We start from the raw sequence: 19504 nt of genomic DNA on the forward strand, positions 1-19504 counted from the left end.
GCCCATTTCAGCTCTGCGGCGGCGTCCACCCGTGCCGCTCAGCGATCACCTGCCATTCGGGCTTTTTTGCGGGAATCAGAGTATTGCAATAATGGATCAGCTGCTTGATCTCGGGGTCGGCCAGATCGTACAAATTGCCAGGCGTCGTCAATCCTTTGACTTTCAGCTTTGATGCGACTGCATTTCTGTGTGTATGTTGCAGCCCGGTGACGACCTTTCCAAGCAACGCAGCCAACTGTCCGTCTTCGGTCTTGGCCTGAATTTTCCCGAGATTGGTGATGTGGGCGGTCATCGTCCGCATGTCTTTCAATGCAGCAACGACCTCTTCGTATCTGGTCATATTCTCTCTTCGCTTGTGTTGTGAGATGCCCCGCTATGGGAAGGCAATTTTGACAGAACTGCAACCTTTGCAGCTGTTAATCACGCGAAGTTGCACGGGCCTCAGCGTTTCCCGGATATCGGGTCGGGCAACCTTGGACGTCCATTGATTACTCGCAATCAGTCGTTTGTGGATCGCCCTCGCTTGTCCCTTTGTGGCCGGCTTGAGCCCGCCCGCGCTCTTGCCTAGTTACTAGCCGAAAGCAGGGTGGATTTTTGCAGCTTTCCGGGGTAAAGACCGTCCTGCGTAGCAGTATCTTTGTTTCTACCTCTCGCGTCTCTGACGCATCGAACCGCCGGCTAGCCCGGCATCCATCTTTGACCCCATCGGGAACCACTCCCGATCGGGGGCAGGTTCCCCTCTCCGGAGAACCTGCAATGCAACAACAACTTACTGCTCCACTCAAGCGCATCAAGCTCGGCCGTAACCCGCGTACGTACTTCGATCCGAAGGCGATGGCGGAGCTGACCGATTCGATTCGTGCCCACGGCGTCGATACGCCGATCATCGTCCGCCCCGTGACAGAGGACGAGTTTGACTACGAGGTGATCGCCGGTGGTCGCCGCTATCGCGGTGCCATGGACGCTCACGGTGAAGACTTCCCGATGCCCATCGTTGTAAAGGACGTCGATGAAGTCGAGGCGCGCCGTATTGCGCTCACCGAAAACATCCAGCGCGATAACCTGTCCCCCGCCGAAGAAGCCCGCGATGCTTCAGAGCTGCTTGGGCTGCAAGGCGGCGATCGCGATGTGACGGCCAAGATTCTTGGCTGGTCGCGCGCAACGCTGGATAGCCGCCTCGCGCTGCTGAACTGTTCGACCGCGGTGCTCGATGCGCTGAGCGAGCGCAAGATCAACATCTCCCATGCTGAACTGCTGGCTGCGCTCTCGAAAGAGAATCAGGACAAGGTGCTGCCCGTGGTCGTTGCGGAGAAGCGGTCGGCCGCCGACGTGCGCAAGCTGGTGGAATCGGCTTCGTGTGCGTTGGCTTCGGCCATATTCGAGAAGGCGGATTGCGCGGGCTGCCCGCACAACTCGTCGACGCAGGCGCAGATGTTTGGCGAAGCGATCGGGACCGGCAACTGTACGAATCGCACCTGCTTCAACGAAAAAATGGAGAAGCAGCTTGAGGCGACAGCCGCTGGACTGCGTGATGAGTTTCAGACCGTGCGCATCGTGCGGGCTGGTGACAACAACACGCGGGTGCAGCTGGCGGTCGAAGGGACGAATGGCGTCGGCCTCGAACAAGCGCAAGCCTGTCACGGTTGCGCCAATTACGGCGCGGCAGTGAGCGGCCTGCCGGATTCGATCGGCAAGGTCTATCGCGGCCAATGCTTCGACACCGTCTGCAACATGAAGAAGGTGGCAGCTCGCATCCAGGCTGAAAAGGCTGCAAAGCAGCCGCCGAAGGCCGATGGTGCGGAATCCGCGCCCACGGCAAACAGCGCCGCTGGTAGCGCGACGGGCACCGGTAGTAAATCCGCCAGTGCCCCAGCGTCCACGAACCCGTCGGTCACGGTTATTGCCGAGTCGGAGAAGGTGAAGACGTATCGCGTGAAGCTGTGGCGCAAGGCGCTGCGTCTGGACATCGGCATGAATCACGAACTGGCCCGCCAGTATCTGATAGCAGTCGTGCTCAGTGGCCACGCCCGTCAGATCGATGACGGCGCATTCCGCAAGTTCTTTGAGCGGCTCGCGGAAGGCGAGGCACCTTTGGCCAATCTGCCCAAAGCAATCGACGCCGTGCAAGCGACGAACGAAAGCAAACAGGCGGACCTGATGATCGCGATGCTGTTCGCCGCGATCGAAGGGCTGGAGGTGACCAACCTGACGCAGCTGTGCAAGGCGCACAAGCTGGATCTGAAAAAGCACTGGAAGCTCGACAAGGAGTTTCTTGAGCTGATCACGAAGTCCGAAATGATGGTGCTCGCCGATGAGCTTGGCATTCGTGCTGCGCATGGCGACAACTTCAAGAAAGTCTTCGCGAAATCGAAGCCGGAAGTCATCGAGGCGCTGCTCGCGGTCGAAGGTTTCGACTACGCGGGCAAGCTGCCGAAGGTACTGAAGTTCTGAAATCGCGGGGCGCGTTCTGCGTCCCGTACCCCCTTCTATTTGTATAAGCCGCCTTCGCGCGGCGTTTCCCCTTTTCCCGGAGTATTTCCATGTTTCAGCAACTCGAAGCGCTGGTGCGAACCAGCGGCAAGCTGCAACTCACCCTGAAGATGGACAACGATCGCATGGCGGTCGTGGTCGTGCCGCAAGGTGACGGTAAAGAAGCCGCATTGCGTCAGCCGCTCGTGCTGACCGCAACGCCGGCGGAACTCGATGAGGGTTTCGTGGCCGCGGTGATTTCCTATTCGTCGGCGCATGCTTCCCTGTCCGAACAGGTGGCAGCAACGGCGGCGATCCTGCAAGAGGCGGAAAAGAGCCAGGCGTCGAAGGCACAGAAGACTCTCGCGAAAGGCACAAAGACTACACCGGCGAAAGCCGGACAGTCGAACGCCAGCAGCGAGGACGAGGGTGATGACGACAACGACGATGACGACCAGTCAGCGTCCACGTCGGCAGCGCCCGCCACTGCAACCCCTGCGAGTGCCGCGGATACCCCCGCCGGTACTGATCTTCTCTCTCTTCTCGGTTGAGGTTCTCCATGTCCATTTCCATCGCCCGTCTGGTTCGCGAGTTCGTCTACAACGGCGTGAACTTCGTCGATCCCGGTCCGGCCTTTTCTCCCGAAGAGGTGCGCGATCTGTTTTCCGCCCAGTATCCCGAGCTGACCACGGCCGCAATCGAGGGCCCGGTCTACGAAGGAGAAATCGCCCGCTACACGTTCTTGCGTGCGGCGGGTGCCAAGGGCAGCGATGCGTAAGCGCGCGCTGATGAAATGCATCGCTGATGAGGCGATGCAATCCACTACCGAGCCGCCCGAAAGGGCGGTTTTTTTTCATGACAAGGAGATCGAGCAATGTTCTTCGATCCTCGGCCTGCTGATGCGGACTTCGCTCTCGAGGGCGTCAGCTGGCAACCGGCACAGCGTGCCGTTGCCCGACGTCGACCTGCCAATGATCTTTTAACGCTTCCCGATCTGTCGCGCGCCGTTGTGGCGCGACCGTCGTTGAAGTGGCCAGCAGATCGCGATGTGACCGCGCTTGTCGGTGAGCACTTTACATCGGGGCCCGTCAGGGCAGCCGATGTAAAGACTTTTTCAAGTGCTGGCGACGCGATGGCACAGGCGCTGTTCGCCTGGATCCGTCGCGAATGTGGCGCGATGAAACGTCTGCTGTTTCAACCGTATCTGCTGGATACGAATGCGGTCCAGGAACAGATCATGTACCAGACAGATTCGTCCGATTTTGAGCCCACCTCACCTCTGTATCTGGGCATCGAAACACCGGAAGACCATGTCTATGTGATCGAGGGGCGCGCGGCACCGCTCATGAAGGCGCACCCGCGCCTTCTTGCTACGGCGCTGATTCTCATCAACCGGGCATCGTTCCGGACGCTGGTCATGCGCACGCCGGACGATTTCCTTTCCCTGTTCGCACAGTGGAACTGGGACGGTGATCCGTGGTGTGACGATGAAGACGCGATCAAGCTCCTGCAAGATCGCTTTGGCGATGATCCGGAGGAGTTCCAGCATTACCTGCCCTCGGTGGTTCGGGATGACGTCTGCCCGCCCAGCATGGAAATCGGCCGCTGGGACGCCAAACGTCGGTGCTGGCGCAATGATCCAGCGCTTGGTATCGAAGCGTTACGACGTCTTCAGTGGACGCAGACCGGCTGGGTCCGCATGTTGTGCGCGGAGCTCGAACGTCTGACAGTCCTGCTTACTCGTGCCGGTCCTCGCGCCCTGTTCGACTGGTCTTTCAGACCGGAAGTGATTTACGCGGCAACCTCGATCGCGGCGTGTGATGACGTCTACACCGGCGACATCCTGGACACGCACTACGAGTACTTCAACTGCGGTGGCGATGGATCCCTGTTTCACGGGTTCATCGCGCTCGCTCAATCTCCCAACGAAATCCGCAAGCAGTACGCCGATTGGTCGTTGGGCTTTTCCATTCTTCGACAGGTCGATCGCGTGGCAGCTTTGCTCACGCGTAGTGCCTAAGGAAACAGCAAATGAAAAACCTGCTTCTCTCGACGGGGCATTCGACCGACCTGGTGATGAGTGGCGCAATCCTGCTCTACTCACAATCACGTGACTCGCAAAGTCCGATCTACGCTACCGCGCATCCCGTCACAAGCACCGGCAAACGTCCAGTGATTGGCGCGGGGCGACCGGTTGACCGTGAGGCGCTGTTCACGGCGCTCGATTCGCTGGCCGAACGCTGTGCGGCCAATGCGGAGTTTCTCCCTGAGACGGTGCTCGCAATCGATCGGACCGCAGTGACCTGGTGGTGCCGGCCGACAATGCGTCGGGTGTTTTTCGACTGCGCCGAGCTCGGCACCGTCACTGCAGTGGTCCCGCATCCGGGCCTGATCTTTCAGGCGCGTACTAACGGCTTCTTCGTCTATGCGCTCGACGGCGCCGCCCGGCCGACGCCGGATACGCCGTTGTTTGAACCGCCGTACTTCAACACGTGGGACCACGGTTCCATCTGTATCGGTTCCGCGCGCGTCCCCGCCCGCATCGACGTTGCGTCGATTGATGGGTGGGAGAGCGGCTTTTTCGAATCTGCGTTCACCCATCCCAACGCGGGTGGAAAACGTGTCAATCACCCGCGAGGCGAATTTGCGTTCTGGAAGGAAATGCTGGCCGGTAAGTACGGCGAGCAGTTCCCCCTGCAATGTCTCGTGCCCATGAAACGGACCCTCGGCGATCTGATCGCGCGGGGCCCCAAAGGTTGAAAATAAACATGAATATTCTTGATATGACGCTGCAACGGTCGTTTCCGACCGTCATGGTCCCGCGCAACGAAGCCGTCGCAGAAATGCAGGCGGCGGGCGAGCGGTTGCTGGTCGCTGAAGACGGCGTGTTCATCGAGATCCGGCGTCCCTGGCTCTCGCTGGTGCGCAAGGTCGCGGAGTTCAGTGTTCGCACGGCCATTCCTTACGGACGGGTCACCCCGACAACCCGGTTGCTGTGCGAAACGATCCCGGCGGACCTCGTTGGTGCATTTGCCGAGATGGCCCGCAAGGCGCATCCAAAGGAAACGGGTGCGTGGATTGTGTGGAGTCCGTCGACGCAGGCCTTCCGGCTGGCGCCAGTGGGCATCGTCACACATACCGGCGGCTCGTTGAAGTATCAGCCACCGGCGCTGTCGGGTGATGAAGTGCTGGTGATGGACTGTCATTCGCACGGCAGGCATCCTGCGTACTTTTCGTCAACCGATAACGACGATGACCGCCATGACGTAAAGATGGCGCTTGTCATCGGCAACTGTGACCGTCCGAATCCGAGTATCGCCGTGCGCCTGTGCGCAAAGGGGATTTTCGAGGAGACGGAGCGTGCGCCGCTGACGTGGTATCAGGCCGTACGCGTACCGGAGGCCGTATGACGGACGTGATCAGCCATGAAATTCCGGCGCACATGGTACAGCGCCCCTGGAGAGTAGTCGTCGTAGGCGCGGGAGGGACGGGCAGTGCAGTTTTGCCCGCGCTCGCGCGCCTGCACCACGCCATGATCGAACTGGGACACCCCGGGGGGATCGAGTGCATAGTGTATGACGACGATACTGTCAGTCCGACAAACGTCGGACGGCAGGGGTTTTATCCGAATGACGTCGGCAGCTACAAAGCGTCGCTGATCGTCAACCGGCTGAATATGCTGATGGGCACCAACTGGCGGGCGGTCACGCAACGCCTGAGCGGTCGCACGGCGCTTTTCAATGTTGATCTCGTTATCGGGTGCGTCGATACGCGTGCTGCCCGAAAGGCAATCCTCGACACAATCGGGGAGACGGCCGCGTATTACCTCGACTGCGGGAACGACACGGACCGAGGGCAGGTGGTGCTTGGACAGACCATGCCCCGGGCGAAAAGGAAGACCAGTCCGGCGCGGTTGCCGCACGTAGGCGAGCTGTTCCCGGATCTGGTCGACCCGTCGAAAGATGCTGACGACGATACGCCGTCGTGCTCGATGGCCGAAGCACTGCGCAAGCAGTCGCTGGTCATCAACTCCGCGATTGCGGTTCAGGCGTTCAATCTTCTCTGGACGCTATTCCGCACCCGGTCGTTGAAGTATTCCGGCGTGTTTGTGAATCTGGCGACGGGTCGGACCAATCCGATTCCGATCGACCCTGTCGCATGGGCGCGTTTCGGTTATGAGGCGCCTGCGCCAAAGAAGCGGAAAACGCGGAGGAAGGCATCATGATGACCGGAGCGAAGCCGATGCAATGCGGCGGCTGTGGCGGTGCCGATTTCCGGCTTTTCACCGCCGATGCGGAGGTCCGTATCGCCGTCGAATGTCAGCAATGCAAGGACGTGTCGTATATCCAGCCATCGCCAGCGAAGCTCGCGATTGAATGGGACGATAAATCCGACGGGCGTTTGACGGTTTTCTAAGCATGACACCTGTTATCAGGCGCCGTTCCCCCCCCGGGGAGCGGCGCTTTTTTTATTTGCCGTTCGGTTACCAGTAGCGACGGCGACGATATTCATGGAACACGGCGAGGCAGAGCAACGCGACGAAAATAGCTTCGAGGCCCCAGGTCATCCACGCGCTGTCAATGAAAGACTGCTCATGCCACGGCCGGAACGAAGATTCAGAATCGCTGCCGCCGTTCGCGATGCTGGTCAGGACCGGCCAGATAGTCGGCCAGCCAATCGCGGGAAAGGCGGCAAGAATCTGTAGGCCGAAGGCGTCCAGAAATCGCCAAAGGATAGCGAGTGCCACAATAACAACGATAAGCGACGTCGCCGTCGAACAGACGGATGCGAAGCTGGCTCCAATCGCACGGGAGATCCACAGGATCGCTGCAACAGCAAGTATGCAAGGAATCAGAATGGCCATCATCAGGCCGTTGTCGCGGTTTTGCATCGTTAAAGACCTCATAGGTTTAGGGGGCAGATAGCCGGTGTATGGGCACAAGCGACCAGCGTCTGTAGGGACAGTGACGATCGGGCAGGAAAACACCAGCGCGCCAACAAGGACCGGTGATTCATGTTCGCAGCTATATAGGGAAGTCAAGCGCGCGCGACGAGCACTACGCGGCGAAAGAGGGGCGGTTTTCTTGATGTTTCCGACTAACCGCGAGTGGTCGCGGTCCTAAAATCAACGTATCACCCGCGCTTCTGCGCATCGAAAGAACACTCCGGCTTGCTGGAGTGCTCATACCTTTGACCGGCAAATGCCGGTCGTCCACGACGGGCAACCCCGTCTGTCAACCCTGTTGGGAGCTATCCCAACGGGACCGGCTCCCGTTTTTTTAGGAGCCGCACCATGCTGCAGCAAGTCACTAAGTCCGCAGAGCTCGTCAAGTTCCTGGCAATCGCCAACGACCCTGAACGTATCTCGGAAAAGTGGGGCTTTCGTGAGAACCAACGCGTTTTCGCGCAAGCAGTTGCAACGTTGCCCATCCGGCAGTTCCAAGGCTCCATTCTGTATCTGTGGAGCGACGGAACGGCCACTGTGAAGTTTGATTTTCAAATCCCCTTTGATGCTGAGCGCGAGCTCGTCAAAAGCGGTCGCGTCGATTTGCATTACCTCACTCGCATTTCGTCGTAACCAGCAATTCAGTGCGTCAGGCACCTCCGTTTGACGCAACTATCTTTCTCTCGTTGGGAGCCAATCCCACCGGGAACTGGCTCCCGCATTTTCAAGGAGCTGTTCCATGTCGAATCGCAATCATGCGGCCACGGCCGTTTCGTTCAAGTTCATCCTGATCGTTGCCGCTGTTCTCGCCGCAATCGGCTGCATATTGGTCTTTTCAGGTTGCGCCTTCGAAGCGCAGAGCCAACTCAATCTGCTTCGTGCTTCCGGTCTGGCGGCGCTCGATGCCTATCTGGCGCACGTCGATTCGCATCAACTGTCGTTCGCCGCGTTCATGCTCGAGTCCGTCACCGGACACGGCTACGCATATGGCGCTTTCCTGCAGGGCGTTGGTTTCTGGTTCGTTTTTGTTCTCGCACCGCTGTCGGCCGCGCTGCTTATCGCAGTGCGCTGGTTGGGTGCGCGTGAGCGAAACGTGAACCTGCGTCTTCGCTTTGCTGCTGCTCACTAACTAAAAAATCTCTTCCCCGTCAGGGCAACCTCCCTGACGGGATGGTTGCCCCTCATCTCGTTGAGGCAATCAAATGTTCAAGATCATCGTCAGTCTCGTTCTCGCATCCATGCTGTCGGCTTGCGCCGGTGTCGATTTCGGTTCGCCGAACACGTACCAGCGTTATGACGTCCAGCGTTCGGGCACGCTCGAAGAAGGCACGGTTCTCCGCACTCGCGCAATCACGATCGAAGCCAGCCAGGAAAACTCCGGGCTGACGTCGCTCATCAGCGCCGGTGTCGGTGCTTTCCTCGGGTCGCGCACGATCGGCAATGGCACCGGCCGCTACATCGCCGGTGCCTTAACGGGTGCTGCGTCCGGTTTTGTCACGCAGAAGGTTTCGCAGGTCCTGTCGCATCACTCAGGCCTCGAAATCATTGTGCGCACCAACACCGGTCGCACCGTTGTTGTGGCTCAACCAGACGACCAGCAGTTCGCGCCGGGCGATCACGTGCTTCTCATCACCACCAACTCGGGTCTGCGCGTCACGCACTGATCCGCTATTCCACAGCCGGCGTTGCCGGCCCATTCCTTCATCGCGAGGCGTCCCGAAAGGGACCCTCGCTTTTTCTTTTTCGAGGCAGCAATGTTTAAGGTTCCCAAGGTGTTCTATGCCGACCGCCGCAGTGCGGGCGCGGCTCGCGACGCCGCTATCACCCACCATGCGACGCAGATGCTGCGTCGTGTCGCACGCGATCTTCGTCTTCGCTCCGGCGAGCACGAAATCGTCGCCGAACCGGCTCGCCGCAATCGCGGTTGCCGCGTCACCCTCCATACCCCCGCCGTCATGCTGGAAGTTGCCGACACACCGACCCGCAAAAAGGTTGCTGTGTCGTTCCGCACGCGCCGTGGCCGTTCCGATCTGTCGGGCGGTGGCGACAACGCGGTCGCGCTCGAGCAGCTGACATCCCGTGAGGGATATGACGCGTTGCTTACGGGCTTGCGCCTTGCCGCAGGTCTGGACGGCGAACGCCGATAGGAGGCCGGATGGAAATCGTCGAGGTTTCAATCGAGTTTCCATCGGGGATGGTCATCACAGACCATGCGACGTACTTTCCCGACATTGGCCAGATCCAGCCGTCAGAGCGGTTGCTGTTTTTGCTTCGACATCTTGGCGAAAGCGAGGCGCCGCCAACCGTTACCGTACTTCTCGGCGGCACAGCAGTCCGCGCGGACCTCCGGATCGACGGGAATTTCGAGGTCGACGCCAACGAGATGAAGTCTGCGGTGCAACCGCCGACATTCTCGCAATGGTTGTTTGGTCACGACTGGACGAAAGATCAGCGGCAGCAGTTCGGTCGACTGTGTCACTCGTTCACGGTCGTGTCGTTGGTGGGCGCTGCAGGAATTCTCCACTCGGCGAAGACGTGGACTGCCAGCGAGCTTCTGAGCGAGGCGGCGCTGATATTTGCCGTTGTGGTAACCTTCCTGTTAGGCATGAATTCAATGAACGGAGACTGACAATGAATCTCGGATTGTTCGTTCTTCTGCTCATGGCACCAATCCTGGTCTATGGTGGTTACATGACCAGCCGGGGCCGTAAGCACGACCGTGAACGTCGGCATCCTCGCGTTCACCGCTAAACATTTCCTGGGGCAGGCGTAGCCAGCCCATCATCCATCAAAGGCCGCACCTTCCGAAGGTGTGGCCTTTTTTGTTTTCAACTCCTATGTCCGAACCTCTCGAAACATCACCCGCGCATAACAGCGCGCCGTTTGATCCTGCTGGAAAGACCGTTAGACAGGTTGCAGACCACATCGAACGCGCCCTCCGTCAGTCTGAAATTGAGCCGGAATGGGTTGATGCTGCCAATCTGGTTGGAGACCCGAACGAAGACTACTTCGGGCTGGTCGATACACGTGACTGGCCGGATGGCGGCGCACCGCGTCGGCGTCTGGCGCTATCGGTCGGCCGAGGACACTCCGAAGGCTGGGTGATCCAGATTGACTTCATCCAGTTCATCGAAACCGGCGAGGCTGGCCACTGGAAGAGCCAGCCCGTTCTGCGCATCAAGACCTTGTCGCGCACGCAAGCGTGGGCCGTCGCTGCCGTCGTGTCGCGGATGCTCGACATCGACTGATCACACCCGCGTTTTTTCTTCAAACCCATTCGGGGCTAACGTCCCCAGATGGGGTGTTGGCCCCGCTTCTTTTTATGGAGCCAACTCCCTATGTACAAACTGACGATTCCCGGTGAAACCTTCCTTGTCGCCACGCTGGCCGGTGTGCTGTCCCTGTTCCGTGATGAGCGAGTGCAGGCAACGGAAACGGCGCTTATCGGGCTGGAGTGCGACAGCGCTGCCGCAAGCGTAACCCGCTACAACGGCAAGCTGGCGATCCGCCGCGCTGGTACGGCTGCCGAAGTGGTGGCATGCCTGTTTGACGAAGTGCGCTCGCACTGGCTGGCCCAATATGGTGCGGAGCCGAAGCCGTGGCAGATCCGCCCGGCGCACTGGGACGAACTGTTCGGCCTGTTCGATCTTTCTCGCGCGCCGGAGCGTTTCCTGTCCAGCAGCCAGATTGATGCAGAACGTGCAGCAGCGCGCAACGCCCGCCAGTTCTTCGACCTGTCGCCGTTGTTCCATCACGCAGCCATTGAGCGCTTTGGCTTCGGGGCAGGCGGCCCGCCCGCGCCGGTTGGCGGTGTGAACGCGAGGCATGAGGTGCACGTGGCGTACGCACTGTTGCGCAACGAGCCTGTGCCTGATGTGGTGCTCGAGGATTATCGAAAGATGGAGCGCGCCTTTCGCTACGACCTGGAGTGGGCAGAACCGTTGCTCAACGTGGTTGAGCTACGCGGGCGCATGCCGGCCGAGAAACATCGATGGGTGGCGTCGGTGATGCGAGCCGCGAAGCTGCCGATTACGGCCCAGAACGTGGATGCGATCGTGGCGGCCGTCGACGCCTTGCCGGCTGCCTGTGATTTCGTCTCGGTCGACGACGCGCTTTTCGCGGCAGGTATCCTGTCCGCGGAATCGCTGCCGCCGATGTTCAACGAGCCGCTGACGTTGGGCACACCCGTGAATGCCTTCGCCGGGCGTCTGCGCCAGATTCTGGCCGACTCGAAGCGGGACAAATCTCTGGACAGGGCCGATATGGAGCGCACCCAGGGGCGCACGACTGCGCGACGGCATAAGCTGGAGCGTGAGATGACGTTGCTCTCACATGGTCGTGAAACCTTCGAATGGGCAAACCGCATGGCCGTCGCCATCGAACAGCATCACCTCCCGTTGTTGCTGGAGGTGCTGGACAGCCCCGACGATCGAAACCGCAGCAGCAAGCGCGCCGTCGAGGAGCATTACGGCGTCAAACTGCGTGGCGGTAACTCGAAAACCCGGCGTCGCGCAATCTTCGCCTTGTGCGGGATGGATGAAGCGGCTCAGGCAGCCTGGGAATCGGCTGATGCGGAACGCAAGGCGGCGCAACGAAAGGCGGAAGATGCGCAACGAGCGAAGGAGGCGGCGCAACGCACGAAGTATCAGCGCTCCGACGGCGTCATCATCGACGGCGCACAGCATGTCGAAGCCGCGATCGAGGAGGGCTTCCGTGAGATCCGTGACTGGCGTAAGGGCGCGAGCAGGCAGTACGCGCTCGTGAATCCCGAACGCGGCGAGGCGCGAACACTGCGTGCGAAGGACGGCACGCTGGATTACGCGCGCGCGATGCTCGAACGTCTTGCAGCCTGAGGGAGACGGTCATGCGATTCGATCGGTACCCCCGCTACGAAGGCTATCGCTGGACGTCACGCATGGAAACGCTGCACCTGCGCCGACAGGAGCGTGCCGCTGAAAAGATCGCCCACGCGTATCCGCTGTTTGCTGACCAGATCGCAGCGCCTCGCGCGGTGTCGGTCGACGAAGAGAAGGAGCGTCGCGAGCGCATGTACGACCGCAGTGAGCAACGCATGCGTGACCTCTTCGCGCGCCAGTGGCGTGACGCGCGACGCGAGTACTTCGCGTGTACCGTCGAAGTGCGCGAGCTGATCAAGGGAGAGTGGAAAGCGTGGCGCGGTCCGGCCAACCCTGTCTGTTTTTCGTATGTCATGGAAAAGCACAACGGCGTGGCTGCCGAAAAGTCACGCGTGTTCCGCGAGAGGGAAGCTGCGATGATTGCCCGGATTGACGGCGCACGCCTCGCGCAGACCCCGCTACTCTGAAGTAACTTTTCTGAAACACAGCCGGCGCTCAGCGTCGGCTTTTTTTTTCGCCGTCAGTTATCGGCTCGCGGTCAAAGCGGGGTTGTTTTGCGCATGATTCGGGGAATTTGCGGCGCTTTCAAAGCATAGACTTTCATCATCACCCGCGTCCCTGACGCATCGAGCCGCCGGATTCCGGCAACAAGTCTGCCCTGGGGGACGTCATCCCTTCACGGGCGACACCGGGGTACCACGTTATAAGGACCCCATGACACAACGATCCACTTCTCAAGGCGACCACGTTTCGATCGTCCAGATCGAAGACGCGATCAACGCATGGCGCAATCGCAATCCGTCGATGTTTGAGACGGATGTGCTGGTGCTGTGTGCCGAAGCACGCTGTCTTGCCGATCTGTATGGCGAGATGATATTTATGCGCGAAGCCTCAGTCTCGCGCGAAACGCTGACGCCGGCGCAACTGGACGCATTAACCGGAGCGCTTGCGTAAAGCGCAACTGCTTTTCCCCGCGTCAACCGACGCATCGAACGGCCGCGCAAGCGGCACACTCAACTCGCCCCATAGGGACCACGTCCCCTGGGGCGTCGTCTCGTGGGGCTTTCCTTTTCAGGTACCCCATGAAAGTCAATCCCGAGCAACTGTTCGCACTGCTCTGTGCCTTCATCCCGAAGCGTCTCCCGGTGCTCATCACCGGGCCTGCGGGTGTTGGAAAGAGCGATATCGTCGATCAGGCTGCTGATGAGACCGGTCACGGCCTGCTCATCAGCCACCCTGTCGTCGAAGATCCGACGGACTCCAAAGGTCTGCCGTTCCCCAAGGGCGACATTGCCCGCTTTCTCCCATTTGGCGACCTTGAACGCGCCTTGAGCGCAACAACGCCACTGCTCTGGTTCCTCGACGATCTGGGGCAGGCGTCGCCCGCCGTGCAGGCAGCGAAGATGCAACTGCTGCTTGCGCGTCGTATCGGCGAGCACGTTCTGCCCGACTGCGTCACTTTCGTTGCGGCCACCAACCGGCGCAGCGACAACGCGGGCGTGACAGGCATCCTCGATCCTGTCATCTCGCGCTTCGCGACGGTGGTGGAACTGGAGCCGAGCATCGACGCGTGGACCGCCTGGGCTGTGCGCAACAACGTGCCGGCGGAACTGATAGCATTTCTGCGCTTCCGGCCGGATCTGCTTTACGTGCAGAAGAAGTCGCGCGACATCGAAAACTCCGCAAGCCCCCGTACCTGGGGGTTCGTCGCGAAGACGATGGGCGTCGTGCCGCAGGACCTTGAACTGATCTCCTATGCGGGATCGGTCGGCGAAGCGGCCGCGACCGAGCTGATCAGCTTTCTCGGTATCTACCGCCAGTTGCCATCGCCGGACGCAATCCTGCTTTCACCGGATAGTGCGCCGATTCCAGAAACGCCCGCTGCGCTCTACGCAGTCAGCACGGCACTGGCAGCGCACTCGACTGAAGGCAACTTCGATCGGGTGCTGACATATAACGATCGGCTGATCGGCGAGGGGCACCGCGAATTTGCGGCGCTGCTCGCACGTGACGCGATCCGGCGCAAGCCGGAGTTGCAGAACACGCACGCGTTCATCCGCGCACAGGGTTCTGCGCTCGGTCAGATCATTCGCGGTCAATAACCCCGCGCTCTTACCGCTGTACCTGTCTTCTCTGTTGCCACGGCCCGCCACGCGCGGCCCGTGGCTTTTTTCTTTCCGCTGAATCCATTCCCTATCTTTTCTGGAGTTATCCATGAACATCACCGAACTGAAGTCGAAAGTCATGCTCTCGTCTGTCACCGTTTCCGCCTGGCAGGGTCGCCGCTTCGACATGAAAGCGACTGAAGCCGTCGAGGCGAAGCACCATACCAAGGGCATCGGCCGTTTCAACAAGCGTCTGTTGCCTGAACACGCGCCGAGCTATCACGAAGTGATCTCGATCGGCAATCGCATCCGCTCCTACTACTACGCCCACACGCTGCAGTACGACCAGCTGGGCGTGCGCCTGTTGCCGACGATGATCTACATGGACGTCGCCGATCAGCTACGCAAGATGAAAGACGAGTTCGAGCTGGCCGTGTCGGTGTTCCTGACGGACTATCTGGACCTGAAGGAGAAGGCACGCGAAGAGCAAAAGGACCTGTACAACGAGGCGGACTATCCGACACTCGCCCAGATGTCGGGCAAGTTCGGCGTCAAGCTCGCGGTACTGCCGTTCCCGGACGCCAGCCAGTTCGGGGTGGACCTGCCGCCCGACGTGCTGACCGATCTGCGTACGGAAATCGATCAGCACGTGCTGGCCTCGATCTCGACGGCCAACAACGATCTGGTCGGCCGTCTGTACGAGGCGGTCTCGAAGCTTGCTGACCGCCTTTACGGCGCCACGAACGTTCGCCTGGACGTCACGAACAACGTGCGCGAGCTGTGCGACCTGCTGCCGAAGCTCAACTTCTCCAATGATCCGAAGCTCAATCACATCCTCGAGCAGGCAAAGCGTCATCTTGCCGTGCACAAGGGTGCGGATCTGAAGGAGTCGAACTTGCTGCGCTCGCAGGTCGCCGCCAAGGCCTCGGAAATCGAGGGGCTGATGGCGGCATTCATGGGCACGACCCCTGAGCCGATGGTCGATCGCGAGTCGGTGTTTTCGCCGGTCGAACCGATCGTTCAGCCGGAGCCGACGCCGCTGCTTCGCCTCGTTGCCTGAGGTGGCCATGGACCCGCGAATCTCGAAACAGCGCACCGCGCTCGTCCTCGATCAGCCGTTCTTCGGCGCGCTCGCGCTTCGACTGAAGGTAGTTGAAGATGCGTCGTGCAAGACGTTCTGGACTGACGGGGAATCGCTGGGCTACAACCCGGCGTACCTCGGCGGCCTGAACGACCTTGAGACGCGTGGTGTCCTGGCGCATGAAGTTCTGCATGTGGCCAATGGTCACTGCTGGCGTCAGGGCGATCGCGATCCGAAGCTCTGGAACGACGCATGTGACTATGCGATCAATCCCATCGTGCTCGAGGCTGGCATGCTGCTACCAAAGGGTGTTCTCGTCGACACGCGCTTCAAGGGCAAGTCGGCCGAAGAGATCTATGGCATCCTCGCGCAGGAGAAGCGGCAGAAGGAGAAGCAGCAAAAGCAGCAAGGGAAGGGGAAGCAGGACGGTGGCAAACCGGATGCACAGTCTGGGCAGCAATCGGCTCCGCAGCCGAAGCAGCAAGACGGTGCGCCCGGGGGCAGTAGCCCGCCGCAGTCCTCAAACGCGAACGGCGCGAACACACCGTCCGCCGATCCCGAACCCACTGCGACTCCCGATGCCGCGCCCTCCTGTGGCGAGGTCCGCCAGTACACCGGCGACGACAAGGCGTCGAAGGAAGCTGACTGGAAGGTGGCCGTGTTGCAGGCCGCGAAAGCAGCCAAAATGCGCGGCGCACTGCCTGGTGCTCTGGAGGCGATGGCAACGGATGCCGTCGAGCCTGTTGTCGACTGGCGGCCGATCCTGCATCGCTTTGCGCAGGAATCGTCGCCGACTGACTACAGCTTCGCGATGCCGAATCGTCGCTATCTGCACATGGGCCTGTATCTGCCATCGTTGAACGAACCGGCAGTTGGCGATGCGGTGTTCGTTCGCGATTCGAGTGGCTCCGTTTGGGATGAAACGCAGGCGCAATTCGCTGCAGAAATCATCGCAGTGAATGCCGGCGTGCAACCTCGACGCCTGATCGTGATGGATTGCAACACGCGCGTAACGCAGGTGCAGACCTTCGAGCGCGGCGACGCGGTCGAGTTCGACCTGCTGCCCGTACGTGGCGGTGGCGGCACCTCGTTCGTCGAGCCGTTCGAACGACTCGCGAAAGAGGGCATCCGCCCTGCGTTCCTGGTTTATCTCACCGACATGGACGGGCCGTTTCCTGATGATCCACCGGACTACCCTGTTCTGTGGGCGTCGACGACGCCTCTCAAGCGGGCGAAGAAGGCGCCGTTCGGTGAGATGGTCGAAGTGATCTGTTAGCGCACGGTGTTGCTCATTCCCTTAACCCAACCCCGGCCGAGTGCCGGGGTTTTTTTATTCCGGTAAGGCTCTGAAAGCGGATTCCACGCGTTCCACAGGCTCAATTTTTCGAACTTGGGCGGCTTCAGTCGAGAAAAATCAAGCTATTCAATTATTTAACCGTGCGTACCCAGTGATTGTGAACTTGGGAAAGCACAAAAGGGACCTGAGCCGGCTCAGGTTGCTCTTTCCGAATTTGAAACAAAGGCGAAAAAACGAAGCCGGATGTTACCGTGTATTTTAAAAAAATGAGTCAATGCGCAGATGCATCGTTTCGTATCCAGTAGCCGGCCGCGATCCGAGGTGCGCGCATTGACGCAAGGTTTTTCTCGCACTTTGCGCGAAAAAGTAGGCTACGGAAGGGGCTTAAAACAGCTCCAATTGCCGGCGAACGGACTAGCGACCTTCACTGCTCGCTTCGTCTGCGCAGATCCACGCGGGACGCGAAAAATGCGTTTAGGGAGGCGAGCCGCTTGCTACGCTGGTTCTGTGGCCATCGAGGAGAATCAGAGGTGCGCGAGTGTTTCTGTGTTATCTGATTGATCCGCGCCATCGTACCGTCGTAAAGGTAAATGACGGCTTTGATCGCGCGTCAGAACTGCTTGCGAGCGAAGCTCTGGAACTCCAATCGCTCTGGCAAGCCATGTCAGATCCTGATTCGTCGGTCGACGTCGTGTATTCACCAGGCGACGCTGAGGAACCCAGGTTTCGAGTACCTCTGACACATTCAGGCAAGCCACTGGAGCTCGTCATCGCAGGCAAGGGCGTGCTCATCGCATGCGGCGCCGTACCCGGCGACATTGCAAGCCAGATCGCAACCGCCCACGCGCTGGAGGCTCACATCGAATATCCTGGCGACCAGCACACCGCTGCCGCTGACTGGCTCAAGTCCGAACTCGGCTCAGATCGACGCCTCCCCGCAAAACGCGCTAGCCCGAAAGGCCGCCGCGTGCGTCGTCACGGGGCATCATCCTGACAGTACGCTCTAGGCGCGTTTGCGCGCCATCTGGACGAGTGACTCACCCGCGCGAAAGCGCTCAAGCCGATCGCTTGCATCAGCAACAGCCGCGAGGGGTGCACGGCGCAACTGCCTGTCGTAAGTCGAGACGATTACCGCGAACTGCCGGAAGCCGTTCTCGTCCAGCGACCACACGCCAGAGTCCCGGCCGCGATCGAAGGCCGCCGAGATGACGTCCTCGGCGTCTCGCATCTGTTGGAAGGTGGCTTCACCGTAGCCCGCCTCTGCCAGTAACCCGGTGAGGATCATTGCCTGGCAAAGGGTCTGCGCCGCTCCGACATTGCCCATTCCCCGCCGCATCGCGTCCAGGGCGATGTGAACCTGCAGACAAAGCCGATCGACCTCGGTGCGCGGCATCGGTAGCAGGAGGGTCTTGTTTCGACGCGCACGCGCCGCTGCTGCGGTTCGTTTGACACAATGGCCAGAACGATTCCGTTTGCACGACACCACACACTGGAGCGCAGCGTTACCCGGAAAGCTATACGTTTTACTGCATCATTTCGGGTTAGTGACCTGAGCCGGCTCCGCGACACATTACGGCATCACCGCGCTGCATGACATCTTCGGGCCGTGTCACGCGCAACGAATCGGCAAAAGCTCATTGATTTGATCGTTCTTTCGGTCTGCTACAGGTTACTGCAGCCTGAAAAATAGCAGCATGTCCGAAGCTACCGAAAATCCCCTGCTCAAGGTGCGCCCGCTCGAAGAGAGCGCGGTGCAGATGTTTTTCGCATCCGTCGCCCCGCTGCGTGAATACTTCGAAGCGCCCGATGTCGCCGAAATCATGGTGAACAACTTCGACAACGTCTGGATCGAGCGACGTGGCGAAATGCATCGTCTCGATCTCACGCTGAATCAGGCAACGCTCAACGGCGCAATTCTTTCGCTTGCAGCATCGGTCGAGAAGTCGGCGAAGGCCGGCACGGCACAGGGCATTATCAACGCGGGCCACAAGGGTTTGCGTATTGCCGCTGTCATGCGTCCGACGGCGATCGATGGCCACGCGATGTCGATCCGCAAGCACAGCGACCGGCACCTCAGTCTTGCCGATTACGTCGCAATGGGCGCGTTCTCGCGCGTGAACGCGCGGCAAGAGCACAACGACGAGAAGCTGTTCTATTCCGGCATCGAAAACGAAGCGCTGATGGCCGCCGTCAGTGAGCTGATCGTTCGGCGCAAGAACGTGCTGGTGGCTGGCGGCACCTCAACGGGCAAGACCACGTTCCTCAACGCGCTCGCCGCACAGGTGCCCGAAGACCAGCGGGTTATCACCATCGAAGACACGATGGAGCTGAAGCTGCGGGTGCCCAACCTTGTGCGATTCCTCTCGAACCCAGACAAGGGTGTGACGACACAAGCCCTCGTTGCGCTGTGTCTGCGATTTCGTCCTGACCGGATCGTCGTTGGCGAGGTCCGCGGCGGTGAGGCGTTCGACTTCATTCAGGCACTGAGCACTGGACACGACGGCGGCCTGGGTTCGATTCACTCAAACGATGCGCGCGGCGGCCTCAGCCGCCTGGAGAGCCTCGCGATGCTCGGGATTCCGCCCGGCAGCCGGTGGGATCTTGTCGACATGCGCAAGTCCATCGCCGACTGCTTTCATTACGTCATCCATATGCGCCGTACCGGCGAGTTGCGCCACGTTTCCGAGATCGTCGAGATCAAGGGGTTCAAGGATGGGGACTATGTCCTCAACCGCGTTTTTTAAGCAAACA

General features: G+C 60.1%; 25 protein-coding genes. 22 read left to right on the forward strand and 3 right to left on the reverse strand.

Going from position 1 to position 19504, the window contains the following annotated elements:
- Positions 1-7: 7 nt before the first annotated feature.
- A complete protein-coding gene (locus tag C2L64_RS44575; RefSeq protein WP_244212293.1) occupies positions 8-340 on the reverse strand; it encodes a hypothetical protein in 333 nt (110 codons plus the stop codon).
- 416 nt (positions 341-756) lie between these two features.
- Here C2L64_RS44575 and C2L64_RS44580 point away from each other — a divergent pair, with 416 nt between their 5' ends.
- From C2L64_RS44580 to C2L64_RS44615, 8 genes are all read left to right on the forward strand, one after another.
- On the forward strand, positions 757-2451 hold the full coding sequence (locus C2L64_RS44580) for a PRTRC system ParB family protein (protein WP_103153788.1): 1695 nt from the start codon (positions 757-759) through the stop codon (positions 2449-2451).
- Positions 2452-2540: 89 nt separating this feature from the next.
- A complete protein-coding gene (locus tag C2L64_RS44585; RefSeq protein WP_103153789.1) occupies positions 2541-3020 on the forward strand; it encodes a PRTRC system protein E in 480 nt (159 codons plus the stop codon).
- 8 nt (positions 3021-3028) lie between these two features.
- Positions 3029-3247 carry a PRTRC system protein C gene (locus tag C2L64_RS44590; protein ID WP_103153790.1) on the forward strand — a complete coding sequence of 73 codons (219 nt, stop codon included), beginning with the start codon at positions 3029-3031 and terminating at the stop codon, positions 3245-3247.
- A 96-nt stretch (positions 3248-3343) separates the two neighbouring features.
- On the forward strand, positions 3344-4489 hold the full coding sequence (locus tag C2L64_RS44595; protein WP_103153791.1) for a PRTRC system protein F: 1146 nt from the start codon (positions 3344-3346) through the stop codon (positions 4487-4489).
- 11 nt (positions 4490-4500) lie between these two features.
- The gene (locus C2L64_RS44600; protein ID WP_103153792.1) at positions 4501-5229 is read left to right on the forward strand and encodes a PRTRC system protein B; all 729 of its coding nucleotides are present in this window, start codon (positions 4501-4503) and stop codon (positions 5227-5229) included.
- An 8-nt stretch (positions 5230-5237) separates the two neighbouring features.
- Positions 5238-5879, forward strand: coding sequence for a PRTRC system protein A (locus tag C2L64_RS44605; RefSeq protein WP_103153793.1), 642 nt, complete (start codon positions 5238-5240; stop codon positions 5877-5879).
- On the forward strand, positions 5876-6694 hold the full coding sequence (locus C2L64_RS44610; RefSeq protein ID WP_103153794.1) for a PRTRC system ThiF family protein: 819 nt from the start codon (positions 5876-5878) through the stop codon (positions 6692-6694). The genes C2L64_RS44605 and C2L64_RS44610 overlap by 4 nt, the downstream gene beginning before the upstream one ends.
- A complete protein-coding gene (locus tag C2L64_RS44615) occupies positions 6691-6885 on the forward strand; it encodes a hypothetical protein (RefSeq protein WP_158660565.1) in 195 nt (64 codons plus the stop codon). The genes C2L64_RS44610 and C2L64_RS44615 overlap by 4 nt, the downstream gene beginning before the upstream one ends.
- Positions 6886-6952: 67 nt before the next feature.
- Here C2L64_RS44615 and C2L64_RS44620 read toward each other — a convergent pair whose 3' ends face one another.
- The gene (locus tag C2L64_RS44620; RefSeq protein ID WP_103153796.1) at positions 6953-7360 is read right to left on the reverse strand and encodes a hypothetical protein; all 408 of its coding nucleotides are present in this window, start codon (positions 7358-7360) and stop codon (positions 6953-6955) included.
- A 402-nt stretch (positions 7361-7762) separates the two neighbouring features.
- Between C2L64_RS44620 and C2L64_RS44625 the strand changes: the two genes are divergently transcribed.
- The 13 genes from C2L64_RS44625 (at position 7763) to C2L64_RS44685 (ending at position 17747) form a co-directional block, all read left to right on the forward strand.
- On the forward strand, positions 7763-8047 hold the full coding sequence (locus C2L64_RS44625; RefSeq protein WP_103153797.1) for a hypothetical protein: 285 nt from the start codon (positions 7763-7765) through the stop codon (positions 8045-8047).
- A gap of 106 nt (positions 8048-8153) precedes the next feature.
- The gene (locus C2L64_RS44630) at positions 8154-8543 is read left to right on the forward strand and encodes a hypothetical protein (protein ID WP_103153798.1); all 390 of its coding nucleotides are present in this window, start codon (positions 8154-8156) and stop codon (positions 8541-8543) included.
- Positions 8544-8616: 73 nt separating this feature from the next.
- Positions 8617-9078 carry an outer membrane lipoprotein gene (locus C2L64_RS44635; protein WP_103153799.1) on the forward strand — a complete coding sequence of 154 codons (462 nt, stop codon included), beginning with the start codon at positions 8617-8619 and terminating at the stop codon, positions 9076-9078.
- Positions 9079-9168: 90 nt separating this feature from the next.
- Complete coding sequence (locus C2L64_RS44640; RefSeq protein WP_103153800.1) at positions 9169-9561, forward strand: hypothetical protein; 393 nt, start codon at positions 9169-9171, stop codon at positions 9559-9561.
- A gap of 8 nt (positions 9562-9569) precedes the next feature.
- Positions 9570-10043, forward strand: a complete 474-nt coding sequence (locus tag C2L64_RS44645; protein ID WP_103153801.1) for a hypothetical protein — start codon at positions 9570-9572, stop codon at positions 10041-10043.
- 208 nt (positions 10044-10251) lie between these two features.
- A complete protein-coding gene (locus C2L64_RS44650; RefSeq protein WP_103153802.1) occupies positions 10252-10662 on the forward strand; it encodes a hypothetical protein in 411 nt (136 codons plus the stop codon).
- A gap of 90 nt (positions 10663-10752) precedes the next feature.
- Positions 10753-12267: a hypothetical protein gene (locus tag C2L64_RS44655; RefSeq protein WP_103153803.1), complete on the forward strand. Its 1515-nt coding sequence runs from the start codon at positions 10753-10755 to the stop codon at positions 12265-12267.
- Between the two features lie 11 nt (positions 12268-12278).
- Positions 12279-12737 (forward strand): hypothetical protein, encoded by a 459-nt coding sequence (locus C2L64_RS44660; RefSeq protein WP_103153804.1) that lies wholly within the window; start codon positions 12279-12281, stop codon positions 12735-12737.
- Positions 12738-12984: 247 nt separating this feature from the next.
- A complete protein-coding gene (locus tag C2L64_RS44665) occupies positions 12985-13224 on the forward strand; it encodes a DUF3717 domain-containing protein (RefSeq protein WP_103153805.1) in 240 nt (79 codons plus the stop codon).
- A gap of 128 nt (positions 13225-13352) precedes the next feature.
- Positions 13353-14372: an ATP-binding protein gene (locus tag C2L64_RS44670; RefSeq protein WP_103153806.1), complete on the forward strand. Its 1020-nt coding sequence runs from the start codon at positions 13353-13355 to the stop codon at positions 14370-14372.
- Positions 14373-14484: 112 nt separating this feature from the next.
- Positions 14485-15435, forward strand: coding sequence for a hypothetical protein (locus tag C2L64_RS44675; RefSeq protein WP_103153807.1), 951 nt, complete (start codon positions 14485-14487; stop codon positions 15433-15435).
- A 7-nt stretch (positions 15436-15442) separates the two neighbouring features.
- The gene (locus tag C2L64_RS44680; RefSeq protein WP_103153808.1) at positions 15443-16732 is read left to right on the forward strand and encodes a vWA domain-containing protein; all 1290 of its coding nucleotides are present in this window, start codon (positions 15443-15445) and stop codon (positions 16730-16732) included.
- 559 nt (positions 16733-17291) lie between these two features.
- Positions 17292-17747, forward strand: a complete 456-nt coding sequence (locus C2L64_RS44685; protein ID WP_103153809.1) for a hypothetical protein — start codon at positions 17292-17294, stop codon at positions 17745-17747.
- A gap of 9 nt (positions 17748-17756) precedes the next feature.
- Here the strand turns inward: C2L64_RS44685 and C2L64_RS44690 are convergent, their stop codons facing one another.
- A complete protein-coding gene (locus C2L64_RS44690; RefSeq protein WP_244212294.1) occupies positions 17757-18146 on the reverse strand; it encodes a hypothetical protein in 390 nt (129 codons plus the stop codon).
- A gap of 301 nt (positions 18147-18447) precedes the next feature.
- On the opposite strand from C2L64_RS44690, the gene C2L64_RS44695 reads away from it, so the two are divergent.
- Positions 18448-19497: a CpaF family protein gene (locus tag C2L64_RS44695; RefSeq protein ID WP_103153810.1), complete on the forward strand. Its 1050-nt coding sequence runs from the start codon at positions 18448-18450 to the stop codon at positions 19495-19497.
- Positions 19498-19504: the final 7 nt, after the last annotated feature.

This window comes from Paraburkholderia hospita (genome assembly GCF_002902965.1).
In the GTDB taxonomy this organism is placed as follows: domain Bacteria; phylum Pseudomonadota; class Gammaproteobacteria; order Burkholderiales; family Burkholderiaceae; genus Paraburkholderia; species Paraburkholderia hospita.